Source organism: Paenibacillus cookii, from assembly GCF_018333375.1.
GTDB classification, from domain to species: Bacteria; Bacillota; Bacilli; order Paenibacillales; family Paenibacillaceae; genus Paenibacillus_AQ; species Paenibacillus_AQ cookii.
The window spans coordinates 43,121-57,308 of the sequence record NZ_BORW01000024.1 but is presented as its reverse complement, the minus strand read 5'-3'; the positions used below and the strand labels follow the sequence as shown (position 1 = coordinate 57,308).

14 protein-coding genes and 2 pseudogenes are annotated in these 14,188 nt (G+C 51.8%); 11 read left to right on the top strand and 5 right to left on the bottom strand.

The window, feature by feature from the left end:
* The first annotated feature begins 18 nt into the window (after window positions 1-18).
* Window positions 19-1,302, top strand: coding sequence for an alpha-L-fucosidase (locus KI367_RS18875; protein WP_212951593.1), 1,284 nt, complete (start codon window positions 19-21; stop codon window positions 1,300-1,302).
* A gap of 57 nt (window positions 1,303-1,359) precedes the next feature.
* Window positions 1,360-2,232: a sugar phosphate isomerase/epimerase family protein gene (locus KI367_RS18870; protein ID WP_212951591.1), complete on the top strand. Its 873-nt coding sequence runs from the start codon at window positions 1,360-1,362 to the stop codon at window positions 2,230-2,232.
* An 85-nt stretch (window positions 2,233-2,317) separates the two neighbouring features.
* Here KI367_RS18870 and KI367_RS18865 read toward each other — a convergent pair.
* The 3 genes and pseudogenes from KI367_RS18865 to KI367_RS18855 form a co-directional block, all read right to left on the bottom strand.
* A pseudogene (locus tag KI367_RS18865) lies at window positions 2,318-3,747 on the bottom strand (MDR family MFS transporter).
* 167 nt (window positions 3,748-3,914) lie between these two features.
* Window positions 3,915-4,382: a MarR family transcriptional regulator gene (locus KI367_RS18860; RefSeq protein WP_212951590.1), complete on the bottom strand. Its 468-nt coding sequence runs from the start codon at window positions 4,380-4,382 to the stop codon at window positions 3,915-3,917.
* A 57-nt stretch (window positions 4,383-4,439) separates the two neighbouring features.
* Window positions 4,440-5,045 carry a TetR/AcrR family transcriptional regulator gene (locus KI367_RS18855; protein ID WP_036713651.1) on the bottom strand — a complete coding sequence of 202 codons (606 nt, stop codon included), beginning with the start codon at window positions 5,043-5,045 and terminating at the stop codon, window positions 4,440-4,442.
* A gap of 142 nt (window positions 5,046-5,187) precedes the next feature.
* Here KI367_RS18855 and KI367_RS18850 point away from each other — a divergent pair, with 142 nt between their 5' ends.
* Both KI367_RS18850 and KI367_RS18845 read left to right on the top strand, forming a co-directional pair.
* Window positions 5,188-6,021 (top strand): nuclear transport factor 2 family protein, encoded by an 834-nt coding sequence (locus tag KI367_RS18850; RefSeq protein ID WP_246537096.1) that lies wholly within the window; start codon window positions 5,188-5,190, stop codon window positions 6,019-6,021.
* 154 nt (window positions 6,022-6,175) lie between these two features.
* Window positions 6,176-7,357, top strand: coding sequence for a YhgE/Pip domain-containing protein (locus KI367_RS18845; protein ID WP_212951588.1), 1,182 nt, complete (start codon window positions 6,176-6,178; stop codon window positions 7,355-7,357).
* A 94-nt stretch (window positions 7,358-7,451) separates the two neighbouring features.
* On the opposite strand, the gene KI367_RS18840 is transcribed toward KI367_RS18845, so the two are convergent.
* Window positions 7,452-7,883, bottom strand: coding sequence for an Lrp/AsnC family transcriptional regulator (locus KI367_RS18840; RefSeq protein WP_212951586.1), 432 nt, complete (start codon window positions 7,881-7,883; stop codon window positions 7,452-7,454).
* Window positions 7,884-8,153: 270 nt separating this feature from the next.
* Here KI367_RS18840 and KI367_RS18835 point away from each other — a divergent pair, with 270 nt between their 5' ends.
* The 3 genes and pseudogenes from KI367_RS18835 to KI367_RS18825 form a co-directional block, all read left to right on the top strand.
* Complete coding sequence (locus KI367_RS18835; RefSeq protein WP_212951580.1) at window positions 8,154-9,152, top strand: oxidoreductase; 999 nt, start codon at window positions 8,154-8,156, stop codon at window positions 9,150-9,152.
* Window positions 9,153-9,251: 99 nt separating this feature from the next.
* Entirely contained in the window at window positions 9,252-9,914 is a 663-nt protein-coding gene (locus KI367_RS18830) for an HAD family hydrolase (RefSeq protein WP_212951573.1), read from the top strand.
* Window positions 9,915-9,977: 63 nt separating this feature from the next.
* Window positions 9,978-10,283, top strand: a pseudogene (locus KI367_RS18825) (BsuPI-related putative proteinase inhibitor); the annotation flags it as partial.
* 139 nt (window positions 10,284-10,422) lie between these two features.
* On the opposite strand, the gene KI367_RS18820 reads toward KI367_RS18825, so the two are convergent.
* The gene (locus tag KI367_RS18820) at window positions 10,423-11,691 is read right to left on the bottom strand and encodes an MFS transporter (RefSeq protein ID WP_212951571.1); all 1,269 of its coding nucleotides are present in this window, start codon (window positions 11,689-11,691) and stop codon (window positions 10,423-10,425) included.
* Between the two features lie 229 nt (window positions 11,692-11,920).
* Here KI367_RS18820 and KI367_RS18815 point away from each other — a divergent pair, with 229 nt between their 5' ends.
* The 4 genes from KI367_RS18815 (at window position 11,921) to KI367_RS18800 (ending at window position 14,171) form a co-directional block, all read left to right on the top strand.
* Complete coding sequence (locus KI367_RS18815) at window positions 11,921-12,424, top strand: GNAT family N-acetyltransferase (RefSeq protein ID WP_212951634.1); 504 nt, start codon at window positions 11,921-11,923, stop codon at window positions 12,422-12,424.
* A gap of 128 nt (window positions 12,425-12,552) precedes the next feature.
* Window positions 12,553-13,074, top strand: coding sequence for a DUF4241 domain-containing protein (locus KI367_RS18810; protein WP_212951569.1), 522 nt, complete (start codon window positions 12,553-12,555; stop codon window positions 13,072-13,074).
* Window positions 13,075-13,076: 2 nt separating this feature from the next.
* Window positions 13,077-13,286 (top strand): hypothetical protein, encoded by a 210-nt coding sequence (locus tag KI367_RS18805; RefSeq protein ID WP_212951568.1) that lies wholly within the window; start codon window positions 13,077-13,079, stop codon window positions 13,284-13,286.
* Window positions 13,287-13,661: 375 nt separating this feature from the next.
* Window positions 13,662-14,171 (top strand): hypothetical protein, encoded by a 510-nt coding sequence (locus tag KI367_RS18800; protein ID WP_212951566.1) that lies wholly within the window; start codon window positions 13,662-13,664, stop codon window positions 14,169-14,171.
* Window positions 14,172-14,188: the final 17 nt, after the last annotated feature.

The window sequence follows — 14,188 nt, the reverse complement described above, 5'->3', positions numbered from 1 at the left end:
AAACGGAGGTAATACGACATGAATCCGCGTTTCGAACGAACGCTGCCGCTGATGAACGACCGTTTCGGCCTTTTTATCCACTGGGGATTGTATGCGATTCCAGCCCGGGGGGAATGGGTGCGAAGCCAGGAGCGGATCACCAACGAACAATACCAGCCTTATTTCGAAGAATTTAATCCGGTGCTTTACGATCCGAAGAGCTGGGCCAAAGCGGCCAAAGCCGCCGGACAGCGATATGCGGTGCTTACGACGAAACATCACGACGGTTTTTGCTTGTTCGACAGCCAGCTGACCGATTACAAGGCGACGAATACGCCGGCGGGGCGCGACCTCGTTCGCGAATACGTGGACGCTTTCCGCGAGGAGGGGCTGAAGGTCGGTTTCTATTATTCCTTGATCGACTGGTATCATGACGATTATCCGGCTTATGGCGACCGTCAGCACCCGATGCGCGACAACGAGGCTTACAAGGACAAAAAGATCGATTTTGACCGTTACCTCGACTATATGCACGGCCAGGTCCGGGAGCTGCTGACCAACTACGGCAAAATCGATATCATGTGGTTCGATTTTTCCTATGACGATATGACGGGCGAAAAGTGGCGCGCGACCGAACTCATCCAAATGATCCGTTCCCTGCAGCCGGATATCGTGATCGATAACCGGCTCGGCGGCAACATCATGGCGGCGGAGCCTGAAGTGTACGCCGGGGATTTCTTCTCGCCGGAGCAGATCATTCCGCCCCAGGGCATCGTCAATTCGGCGGGCGAGCCGATTCCATGGGAAGCGTGCATTACGCTGAACGACCACTGGGGATACCACGCGACCGACCGGAATTACAAATCCCCGCGCCAGGTGATCCGCGCGCTCGTCGAATGCGTCAGCAAAAACGGCAATCTGCTTCTGAACGTCGGTCCAGACGCAAAGGGGGAAATTCCGAAGGAATCGCTTGAAATTTTGGAGACGGTCGGCGAGTGGCTGCGCCGCAACGGCGACAGCATTTACGGCTGCGGCATCGCCAAGCTGCCGAAGCCGGAGTGGGGCCGCTACACCCAGCGCGGCAACAAGCTGTACGCGCACGTCTTCGACCGGGGCATCGGGCCGATTTACTTCCAGGGGCTGAAGGGCAAAATCAAAAAAGCCCGCCTGCTTGCGGACGGCAGCGAACTCCATGTGCATACGCCTTGGATGGCGGACCAATATTCGGATACGGAAAGCGGCGCTTTCATTCACATCCCCGGAGGAGACTTGCCGGATGAACTGGATACGGTCATTGAGCTTGAACTGACGGAGGAATTGTAAGCGTTTGATCGTCCAAATGAGCTGTTGATATCGATACCGAAAGGGAGGATGAACGGAATGAAACCTGGAGTCAGCACCTATAGTCTGCTCCAAGCGATCAAAGCGGGGGAGATGACGGTCTTGGACGTCATCGACTGGATCGCGGAGCAGGGCGGCGAGCATATGGAGATCGTTCCTTACGGCTTCACCCTGGAGGACCAGCCGGAACTCGCGGATGCCGTCCGCGAGCGGGCAGCCGCAAAAGGCATCGCATTGTCCAACTATTCGATGCCCGCGAATTTCGTGCAGGAAACACAGGAAGCGTTCGAAGCCGAAATGGAAAGGGTCAAGCGGCATGTGGATGCGGTCCATCGCCTAGGGATGAAGCATATGCGCCACGACGTGACGGCTTTTACGCTCCCGCCCGAAAAATGGGGCATCGACTACCTGGAGGACAATCTGGCGCAAATCGTGGAGGGCTGCCGGCGCATCGCGGATTATGCGGCGCAATACGGCATCACGACCACGATCGAAAACCACGGCGTCAGCGTGCAGGCCAGCGACCGGGTGCAGCGGGTGCTTCGGGCCGTGGACCGTCCGAACTTCAAAACGACGCTCGACATCGGCAATTTTCTCTGCGTCGATGAGCAGCCGCTCGTCGGCGTGAAGCGGAACCTGCCGTTTGCTTCGCTGATTCACGTCAAGGATTTCTACATCCGTCCGGCGGATCAGAACCCGGGGGGCGGAGCCTGGTTCCGGACGTCCCATGGAAACTACCTGCGGGGATCGATCTTCGGGCAAGGAGACATCGACGTGAGGCGGGTGCTGCGGATGATCAAGGCGTCCGGCTACGACGGATTCGTCACGCTGGAATTCGAAGGCATGGAGGAGTGCCGCGAAGGCACGAGGCTGGGCCTTGAAAATTTAAGACGGATATGGGATGAGGTATAATCCGAAACGGATGTTCCAAGCGCTGTCGGCGGTCATTTCGCCGGCAGCGCTTTTTTAGTAACTCCGGATTTCGACCGTCTCCGGGTTATACAGACGAACCAAAGCTCTTCGCCTTCTTTTTATGGGTGAGGAATAGACCCGGAATGAAGATTGCCGCAAGGACAACGACGGATACCAAGAATCCGGCATGATAACCTTTTAATCCGTTGGCAATCGACGGCTGCATCCCTTGCTGGGCCGTTGCGACGACGGTTGCCATCACAGCCGAGCCAAAGCTGGAGCCAAGGTTTTCAATCATATTTATGCCGACGCCTGCTTTCGGAAGCAGTTTGCCGTCAAGTCCTGTATAAGCGTCACTCGTGAGCGGAAGCATGATTCCTCCGAAACTGGTCCCCCGGATGAACAATACGATGGAAATCCAGATCATGCTTGTTTGATCGGTAACAAAGATTAGCGGAATCGATCCGATCAGCGAAAGAACGAGGCTGACCATGACCACGTATTTCGCACCGATCTTATCAATCATTTTTCCGATCATCGGCCGGGTAACGAGCATCCCGACGCCTTGGGGAATTAACGCAAGCGCTGCTTCGATCCCGTGAAATGACGGAAGTTTTGGAAGTATAGCGGCAGGATCAGCATCGGGCCCATGACGGATATATTCGCCAAGAACAAACCGATACTCGAAGCCGCGAAGCTCTTGCGTGCAAATAAATTCATTGGAAGCACGGTTTGATTCTTCCGGATCCGGTTATATACGAAGTAAATGACGGCTAAAGCCAGACCAATGCCCACCCATAGGATGGTTTCGCGATTGTTAAAGGACGCATGGTCCGCTGCTTTCGTAATGCCGTATATCAAGGCAGCGCTCATAAAGGACAAATCAATAATTCCAAAAACATCGAGCGTACTGTCTTTGTCGAACGGTTCAAAGTCCGGGATTTTTTTGATCATCAGGGGTGCAGCAATCAGAACAATAAACACGTTGATGAAGAATATCCAGTGCCATGATGCGCCTTGAACGATGAATCCCCCGATGACCGGCCCTAAGATCGGTCCGAGAATCATAGGCGTGCTGACGATGGCCATCACTTTCCCTACATTTTCCGGACCAGCCGTTTGAACCAATAGGGTTGACATGAGCGTGGTAATGATCCCCGCACTGAATCCCTGAAGCAAACGAAAGAAGATGAAGCTGGAAATATCCCGGCTAATGCCTGCCAAAACGGAAATGAGACCGAAGGCAATGACCGCTCCGATAAAGATTTTCTTTCCGTTAAATCTGTTCATCAGCCAGCCGGATACGGGAACCGCAATCGCAAGGGCTAACACATAACCTGTAATGGCCCATTGGATGGTATCCAATGTCGTGTGGAAATCCTTCGATAATGTATCGATGGCGATGTTCACCATCGTTGAGTCCAGCATGGGGGCAATGGCTCCAAGTGCAATCGCCCAGGCAGCCAAGAGGCTTCCCCGGGTTAATCCGGGTTCCTTTGCTTTGTCTTTTGCCATTGTTATTTCTCCTCTCCGATGTTGTTACTGGCATTGTTTGTTTCCTCGTCAACAATATCGCAAATTTGTTTCCGTGTCAACAAAAACAAGGGTGCAAAAAAGCAACCCATGCTCAAGAGAGCCCGGCTGCCTGCGGTTTCATTTTCATGGTTCAAAAGCGCTCCGGCTTAATGAATGTCTATTCCCTGTTTCTTTATTTCTGCATCCAAATGCCTGCTATACGCTTCAATGAAGTGAAGCATGCCGTCAAATTGTTCCTCGGTGATCTGCTCAAATACGGCTTGATCCCGCTCTTGAAATTCTTTGTGCAGTTCCTCATGGATGTTATAAATGACTTTGCCTTGCTCCGTAAGCTTGAAGTAGATTTCTTTCTTGTTATCCGGCTTTTGGTAGCTGTCGATGAGGCCTTTTTCCATGAGTTTCTTCGTTAATTTACTTATGGCGCCTCTAGTCATATAAAGAGACTGGGCAAGTTTGGTCACGTTGGGTTCCGTATTTTTTCCAATGGATTCGATGCAATGTACTTCAGAAGGTTTATAACCCTTAAGACGGTGTTCCATCTTATTTTTATTAAGCCACCCCATCTTGTTAAATAAGTCCCTGAATTCCATGATGATCTGTTCTTGTTTGTTCATGGCTTGTCCTCCCGCCCGTCGCTGCATTGCAACATGATATTAAAGCCTGTGCTAATTTTATTCCTCTATGGCGATACCGGCAGCTTTCCAGTGCCCGTAGGCGACGATGTTGCTGAATTGAGATGCAACTTCACCCGCAGGCAGAGGCATCTCGTTTTTAATCCACCAAACGATAACTCCCATGAAAGACGACACGAGATACTCGAGCAGCAAATCCTTGGATATCGCCAAAGGGGGATCTCCCTGCGCAGGATTCCATCCCTCATTTAATTTGTCTTTCATGATCTTCTCCATTTTCGCTCGAAACGGGTAGATTCTATTCTCATCAATCAGCATGGCGTAATAAAAAGAGATATTGCCTGAAATATGATCCAATATCGCTTGCATCACGGTTTCGAGCCTGGAAATGCTGAAAGGATTCATGTGGATCGGACATAGGACGATGGCTTTCTTTAATTCGCTTAGCAGCTCCTCCATACAAATATCCAATAAATCAGGTTTATTTTGGTAGTGAAGATAAAACGTATTCCGATTGATCATGGCCCGATCGGCAATATCCTGGATCGTGATCGCTTCATATCCTTTTTCCTGAATCAGTTCAAAAAACGCTTTTCGAATCGATTGTTTCGTGCGCAGCACTCTTAAATCGGTTTTTTTGTCCATGGTTTTCGTTCCCCTAAATAAAATTTCGATCGTTAAGCGACATAGCGATGAGAATTTGTATGTTATCCTTCAAAACTAAAAATATTGAATATTGAGCGTCATATTCACCTTCATTATAATGAGCAACAGATAAATAAACAACATGAAGTTCATTATTTATCTTGGTGTCTATCAATTCAATCAGGAGGGTATTCATATGACGTTTAACCATCAAAATGAGCTTGTTAATAAGGCCGTCGCCGTGCTGGAAAGTTTGGAGAGCGGCAATCCCGAAGCGATAAAGGCCTACGTTCATCCGGAAAAATACATTCAGCACAACCAGGCTTTACTCGATGGCCGTGAAGCTATGCTTGGCGCACTTGCGCATTTGAAGGAAGCTGGAACTAAGGTAAGCATTAAACGCGCTTTTGTCGACGGTGATTATGTGGTGCTTCATTCCGTATACGATTTTTTCGGCCCCAAAATCGCTATTGATATTTTCCGTTTTGAAAATGGACTGATCGTCGAACATTGGGACAATTTGCAAGCGATGGCGGAGAAGACCCCAAGCAACCATACGATGATTGACGGACCGGTCACGATTCAGGATATCGACAAGACGGACGCGAACAAAACGCTTGTCAAAAGCTATGTCGAGAACATTTTGTTCGGGAAGAACCCTGACCTGCTTGCCTCATACTTTGACGGGGATCGATACATTCAGCATAGACCGCATATTGCGGACGGGCTTTCGGGTCTTCATGCCGCATTGCAGGCACTGGCGGAAAAAAATGTTACATTCGAATACACTCATCTTCATCAGGTGATCGGACAAGGCGATTTTGTTCTTACCGTGAGTGAAGGGCTCTTCGACGGCCGACCTACGGCTTTTTACGATTTGTTCCGCGTAGAGAATGATAAGATTGCCGAGCATTGGGACGTCGTCGAGGCGATTCTGCCGCCGGAAAAACGCAAAAACTCGAACAGCAGATTTTAAGGTTGGCGCAGCTGAATACCAAAAAAGACATCGCCGTTTTCTACAGGGCGATGTCTTTCGAATCACAAATACATGGGGGTGCCCAATGGGTACGGCCGCGTTGCCGCAGCAGCGCTATTTTTGTTCATTGTATAGAGACGAGGAGTAAAGGATCATGAACATGCTGAAACAAAAAATGACGTGGCTGGGAGTGGCGATCGTCCTGGTCGCGTTGGTCGTATTCGGGGCGGCGATGATGGGATCGGTGCTTGGATCGAAGCCCAAGGAGCTTCCGGTGGCCCTTGTTGTGCTTGACCGGCCTGCGGAGCTGCCGAATGGAGGAACGTTGGCGGTCGGGGAAACGATTCGGGAACAAATGTTGTCGAACCAGGCGCTGCCTTTCGCCTGGCATGTCGTGGATTCCGAGGAAAAAGCCCGGGAAGGACTGGATAAACGCAAATATTACGGAGCATTGGTGCTTCCGGCGGATCTGAGCAGCGGAATGCTCTCGTTAGCCACTCCCTCGCCGATTCACCCTAAGGTGAAGATCATCGTCAACGAGGGGATGAACGCTCAAGCCTCGACGGTCGTAAGACAGGTTTTGGGGCAAGCGATGGAGATGATCAGCGGGAAGCTGGCGCAGCAGCTGCTTGGTCAGATCGGGCAGCAAACGGTACAAATTCCGGTGGAGACGGCCGCAGCTTTTATAGCGCCGGTGAGCGTTCAGGAGGAAGTCGTGCATCCGCCGGGGGCGAACCATGCGTCGGGGAACGCGCCGGGGTTATTGATTCAGATCATGTGGATCGGCAGCCTGGTGACCGGAGTCGTCATGTTCCTGGCCAGCCGGAAAGCGGTCGCGGCGGGTTCCGGAAGATGGACGGTCAGCGCGCTGCAAGCGATCGCGGGACTTGTGATCGCCGGCATAACGTCGGGTTTCACCCTATGGATGGCTTCGTCGTGGTACGGCATGGAGCTGGTGAACGCGGGTGAAATTTGGTTGTTCCTATGGTTGGCCGGATCGGCGTTTTTTTTGCTGCAATCTTCCTTGCTGAATTGGATCGGATTCCCTGCGATGCCGCTGCTCGTCCTGCTGATGTTTTTCTCCGTGCCGCTGCTGAACGCCGTCCCGGAGTTTCTGTCACAGGCGACGCGTGAATGGATTTATTCGTGGACGCCGCTTCGGTTTGGGGCAGAAGGACTGCGGGAAGCGATGTACTTTGGCGCGTTGGGCGCGGCCTCTTCGAACGTCTTCGTGTTGTGCGGCATCGCCGGGGGATTTTTGGCACTGCTGCTGGCTTCGGGATGGAAGGCGAATCATGCTTCAGATGCGGTGTCGACCTCCGTTGCGGGCGGATAACATGAGATACGAGGGCCGTCAGCGTTGCATTGCCGGTGTTGGGGCGGGTGGAAACGAACGTTCCACCCTACGAAACATCCGGGCGGCCAGCCTTTTAAACGTCAAGAGGCACGCCTTTGGGATCGAACGGGGTCGAGAGCACGGTCATCGTCTGCGTAAATCCGTATTCGCTGCATTCCTTCCGGAATCGGTCAAGCGACTGCATCGATTCGGTGACGACCTTGATGAGGAAGTTGAATTGGCCGCTGATCTGATGAATTTCCGCGACGTCCGGCGACCGCCGGCAAAAATCGGTGAACAGGTCGCAGCGGTTCGCCTGGATGGCCACAAACGCGGTAATGGCTTTTCCGAGTTTTTCGGGAGAAAGCATGGCCCGATACGAACGGATCACTCCTTTTTCCTCCAGCCTCCGTACCCGTTCCGTGACCGCCGGCCCGGTCATGTTGATCATCCGGCCCAATTCGGAAATGGTAATCCGGGCGTTGTCCTGCAGTATATTCAATATTTTCAAGTCGGTTTGATCCATTAGGGGCATCCTCCTTTGGCGGCATGTAGCATATGATCTTACGAAATAGGATTTATTCCTGGCGCCTTCAAGGCATGCGCGATTATCGGCATCGCACCGCCATGCAACGGCTGCTTTCATTTTTTAAGTATAAGGGGAAATAGTCCTTCAAATCCATAGTAAAACGGGAAGGAAAACTTGTTATTGGCATGGCACGCCAGCCCTCCGCCCGATAAACTGTAATTAAAAAAGAAGCAGTACACAAGTTCAACATTCAGGAGGGTTTAGCGGATGAACACAACCATTTTAAGCGAAAAAAATATAGGAAAATTGACTTTGAAAAATCGCCTGATCGTATCCCCGATGCAGCAGTGGCAGGGGACGCCCGAATCGTTTGCGACCGATTACCACGTGCAGCATTACGCGAAATTGGCATCCGGGGCAGGGCTGTTGATCATCGAATCGACCGGCGTTTCCCCGAATGGGCGGCTTTTTCACAATGACATCGGCATTTTTACAGACGCCCATACCGCATTTTTGAAACCGGTCGTCGATGCCGTTCACGCCAAGGATACGCCGGTATTCATTCAATTGACGCATGGCGGCAGAAAATCTTGGCGAAACGGCGCATCGCGGCTGCTGGCCCCAAGTGCCATCGCTTATGACGATGAATACGGCGTTCCGGAGCAGATGAGCGTCGCGGACATCCGCGCAGAAGTGGAGAATTTCCGCCTCGCAGCCCGAAGAAGCCTGCAGGCGGGATTCGACGGCATCGAGGTGCATGCGGCCCACGGGCATTTGGTGCATCAGTTCCTGTCCCCGCTGTCCAACCGGCGGACCGACGAATACGGCGGATCGCTCGAAAACCGCAGCCGTTTCTTGCAAGAAATCCTGGAAGCCGTGCGTTCGGAGACGGGAAGAGACTATCCCGTGATCGTCCGGGTATCCGCATCCGATTTTGCCGAAGGAGGATTGACTCCCGCCGAAGTCGGGAAGATCCTCAAAGGGCTGGAAGCCTACATCGATGCGGTGGACGTGTCCTCCGGCGGTCTGCTGCCGGTCAATCCGCTCGCAACGCCCGATGGATACCAGGTCCCGTATGCTTCCATTATAAAACAATACGTGGGCATTCCGGTGATCGCCGTCGGAAAAATCTATGACCCGTCGCTTGCGGAATTCATCGTATCGGAAAACCTGTCCGATTTTATCGCGGTGGGCAGACCGCTCCTTCAGGACCCGGATTATGTCCGGAATACTTTTTTGGCGACGGGAATGGTTCCGCAGCATTAAAAACTTCTCTATCCCTTTTTGCAAAATCTTTATATAGTAAGAGAAACCGGCATTTGATCGGCAGGATGGTGCCGGGGGATTTTAAAAGGGGGAGAAGCTATGCAATATCCAAACGTCCTGTTTGACCTCGACGGCACGTTAACGGACCCGAAGGCCGGAATCACGAAGTCGGTGCAATACGCATTAACCCATTGGGGCATTGAGGTGGCGGATCCGGATACGCTCATACCGTATATCGGTCCGCCGCTTGCAAGTTCCTTTCGGGAGATCCACTCCTTTTCGGAGCGGGATTCGGTGCTGGCGGTGGAGAAATACCGCGAATATTACCAGGATCGGGGCATCTATGAAAACGAGTTGTACGACGGCATCCATGAATTGCTTGAAGCGCTAAAGGGACAGGGCCGGAGGTTATTCGTGGCCACTTCGAAGCCTACCGTGTTTGCGGTGGAGGTGCTGAAGCATTTTGGCATCGATGCTTATTTCGAATACGTCTGCGGCAGCCATTTGGATGGAACGTTGTCCGACAAAGCGGAGATCATCGCCAAGGTGATCGAGAAGTTTAGCTTACGCAAGGAAGAATCCATCATGATCGGGGACCGCAAGCATGACATCATCGGGGCGCAAAAAAACGGCATCGATTCGGTAGCGGTGGGTTTCGGATACGGAAGCGAGGAGGAGCTGACCGCGATTCGGCCGACGTATCATGTGCAAACCGTGGAGGAATTGAGGGCGCTTTTTGAAGGGCACTCGGAGTTTTTTTGAAACATTCCCTATATTTACCTCGTTAGTTACTTGAGGTGAATTGCATGAAAAAACTTACAATCAGGGAAAGACCAACTAATTCACTATGGATCTCAAAAATACGAGATATTTATAATGAATGAGGGAAATGAAGAAGTTTACAGGTGGTCTACAAATAGAGTATTTCCCGTGAAATCAATACAACGGGAATTAAAGAATGAGGAGGTACTAAGTTACAAAGAAACATGGGATTTTAAAGATCTAAAGGGCCGTCATGTTTCCAAAGGCCGTTATAAAATAAAGGTCGTTATGTTGATTCGTATCGATACCGAAAATGGAAGCTTATCTACGGAAGATCTGACCGCTGCTACAGTGGTTGAAGTTTTATAAAACTATCTAAATTTTAATTCGAAGAGCCAACGGTCAAAAAATTTGCCATTAGCTCTTCTTTTTTTCTATAGTAATGGCGGAAGGCATCGCCTTCCGCCTGACAGAAACGACTTTGTAAATAAGAAGAAATGAATAGAAGTTACATCGCCGCCGCTTCGGAAGCTGCGGTTTTTCCTTCTTTGAACATAAAATAATACATCGCCGACGCGGTGATGTACAAAACCCCGGTCATGCTGAAGGTGATCGCATATCCCCAATAGGTTCCGTAGGCGGTCAGAAGGAACGACTGCACCGGTCCCATCGTCGCCCAGCCGAGCATAAAAGCGGTTTGGGTCATGGAATTGGCGATGCCCCGGCGCGCGTCCGATACCCGGTCTACCATGATGGAGGACTGGATGGGATTGGCCGCATTCATGAGCGCCTGCCGGAACAGGAACGTGATCGACGCGATGACGAACAGGTTCGTGAAACCGGTCAGCAGCAGGAACGGCAACGACATCATTTGGAACAGCACGACCGCTTTTACGGGGCCAACCCGGTTCGCCAGCGTGGGTCCGATCAGCATCGATACGATGGTCATCACCTGGCCGAGCGAAATCAAAATCCCGACGGCCGATAACGAAACGGCAAAACGGTTCGTAAAATAAAGGTTCAAATAAGGCACGACAAGCCCGGAGCCCGTTCCGACGATCAATTGGGCGAGCGTGAATTTGCAGATGGCTATCCAGTCATCCTTGGCCGGAACCGCTGGTTTGGCTGTCGCCTCCGGAACGACGGTTTCGACCGGCACGTGTTCCTTCGCCGTTTTTTGGACGAACAAAAGCGGAATAAACGCCAGCAAGCTTGCCGCGCCCCCGATGAACAGCACCGTTTGCAGACTATGGATTTTTTCCATTCCCGCCTGCTGCAGCAGATCCGCCAAAACGCCGCCCCCGCTGCTGCCGAGCACCTGCGCCGCAAGCACGAGGGAGAAGTGGTAGCTGAATATTTTCAGCCGCTGCTGTTTATCCGTATTTTCCGCGAGGAAAGGGACGGCGATCACCTGAAAAAAGGCGGCAAACAAGCCGGCGGCCACCGCCAGCAGCACCAGTCCCGATTCCCCGCTCGCAAAAGCCCTTCCCATAAAGCTTAGTCCCGTAAGCATCGCGCCAAGCGAAAGCAGCAGCTTATGGCTGGCCCTGTCGGCGATCAGCCCGATCGGTATAAATACGAGCGCCGTCGCCAAGGACTGCACGCTGACGATCGTCCCGTTCATCGTGTCTTCATACCCTAATGCTTGAATATACAAGTTGTAAAGCACCGAGAACATGCCCGTCCCGATTTGGTACAGCACATTCGCCAGAAAAAAAAGCCGGATATTGCGGCCGAGAAGTTTCCATCCTGATGTAACCGCATGCAGTACATGCATTTTGCCGATCCCCCGTCATTGTCATCGTTGTATGGTCATCCCCATTGTAGCAGGAGGATCTCCCGGTGGGAAGCAGAAAATGGAAGATGTCCGTGGGGAAGAGACAGTTTATCTTTGATCTACCGTTTTCCGTCCGGATCGGCTATGATCAAAGGAAACATACGGTTATCTTGCATCGTCATTAGATCAGGTTCATCCAGGAAGGGGAGGGTACTCGGTGAATGAACGAATGAATATCTTGGAGGTCACGGCGATTGATGCGGATCTGTTGGAGCAGCTGTCGGAGGTCCTCATCGCCGTCGTCGGGGACGGGGCATCGATTGGATTTTTGCCGCCGCTTTCAAAGCAGGAGGCGAAGAAGTATTGGGAGCAGGTGATGTCGCCGGGAGTCCGTTTATGGATTGCGGAGAAGGATGGCCGAGCGGCAGGGACAGTGCAGCTTCACCTTGCAATGAAACCCAATGCCGCACACCGCGCGGAAGTCGCAAAGCTCATGGTATCCCCGGAAGCCCGGAGACGCGGCATCGCCCGGATGCTGATGGAGACGGCGGAAGAGGCGGCACGCCAAGAGAACAGGACGCTGCTTGTTCTGGATACGAGGGAGGGCGACCCATCGAATACGTTGTACCGGTCGCTCGGATTCATCGAGGCCGGCAGAATTCCGCATTTTGCCCGTGCGGCGGATGGAAGCTTGGACAGCACCGTTATTTACTACAAAGAAATATCGTTATAACCGGTCCGGCTTGTTCTAAACAGTTTGAAATCTGTACCCTTCGAATGCTAATCTCAATAATACAGCGATGTTTTTATGGTACATACCAGCATACCGCCATCGATAGGGACAGAGAGGGGATACAAAACATGATGATTCCATTGGGACAATTTGAAATCACATCCGGCAAAATGGTCGTAGCCGATCCGTGTTACGACCTGGACCCGGACACGATCATTATGGGCGTGTTGGACCGCCCGTTAAACGGCGCCTGGGACGCTTTCGTCCACAAAGCCGAGGTGAGGGATTGGGGTGAAGCCTGCGCCAAGCTGGTCGCTTGCCATAGCGCATATACGGATCAGCAAGATCGGCTGGAATGGGTGAAATGCAATTTCATCGTCGGCGTGGACAGCGGGCAGGCAGGCATATTCGACGCAAGCAAGTACCGCATTCCCGATCCGGAAGCGCCGGAGCCGGATACGACCGACAGTGAATGGTATCTTGCCTGCTGCGATATAACGGGAAGCGAAACAGAGGCCGGCGTGCTGGACGGGGGCGTGGTTTCGCATTCCGGCTTTGGCGACGGAGGCTATGCAGCGTATGCCGCTGCCGATGGCGAAGGCCGGATTATCGGCGTGAAAATCGTCTTTATCAAAGAAGCGGACCTTTAAGGTTGAAAGGCACAGCCCAGTTCCTGCCCGATCGTCCGGTTCCGATTCCGAAAGAAGAAAATAATGAAAAGTCAGCGAAGATTCCGGTCTTCTTTTTCTTTAAGGAAATCAAAAAGCAAACCGCCAATAGTCAGGGTGCGAGGGCACCTGTCCCTTCGTTCCCTACTGTCATCATTTTCAATGAAAAAGCAATGATATTCCATGTTCCATGAAAGGAACGGGTTCCCAAGGTTCTGACGACCGCGGCTTGCGGAAAAAGCGGCGATTCGGAGAACCAAGGGACATCGGCGGCAGCGGGCAAGGAAAAGATCGAAATTACGATGTGGTCCCAGTTTGCGGACCCCAATTCGAAGGACCCATACCGAAGGATGAAGGGGAAGGCCATCGCGCCTTCCTTTTTTTGTGCCGAATATCCGGGGCCTCTTGGGCCCCGGCTGCCATGTCCGAAATCGGCCCTTTTTTTCAAAAAAAGCTGGAAATGGCCGCCGCTAAAAGGTATGATATAGGAAATTCTTATATATCCTATGAATATACTGTGAATTATTTAGGAATCGGGTTTATGAATATATGTCGATGGAGACCCTGAGATGAACAAAATGAACAAAAAGAAACGGGCCATCCCCCTTTTGCTGCTGTTAATCATTCTGTTGATCCCTTTTGGATTCAGTTACGCTTCCTTCCAGTCGAAGCAAACGGCCAACCAAGGAGCGGACGAATTTGTCAGCCGTCTGCAGGCCGTCATGAAGGGCAGCGCGGCTTTTAAATTATCGGAGCTGACGCCGGTTGATTGGGATCATGCCTATATTTTTCACCCGTACACGACGAAGAGCGAAATGGAACGAATCGTTGGAACTTCATGGACGACAAGCAGCTCTTTTATCGGGTATTTGCTGGACCGGACATTCCTCGGCGCTTATCCCCTGGATGACGATTCGCTGAATAAGCTCGTTTTCACGAAAAACGGAAAGGTCGTGCTGGATGTCACCTTAAACCGCTCCATTGCCGACTTTACGACTTTGAAAGAAATTCGGCGCGACAAGGAGCTGCTGCTGGGGACCGGAACAGAGGGCGCAAATGTCGTCGGTTCGAAGCCATAATTCGGATGCCTGGAGTG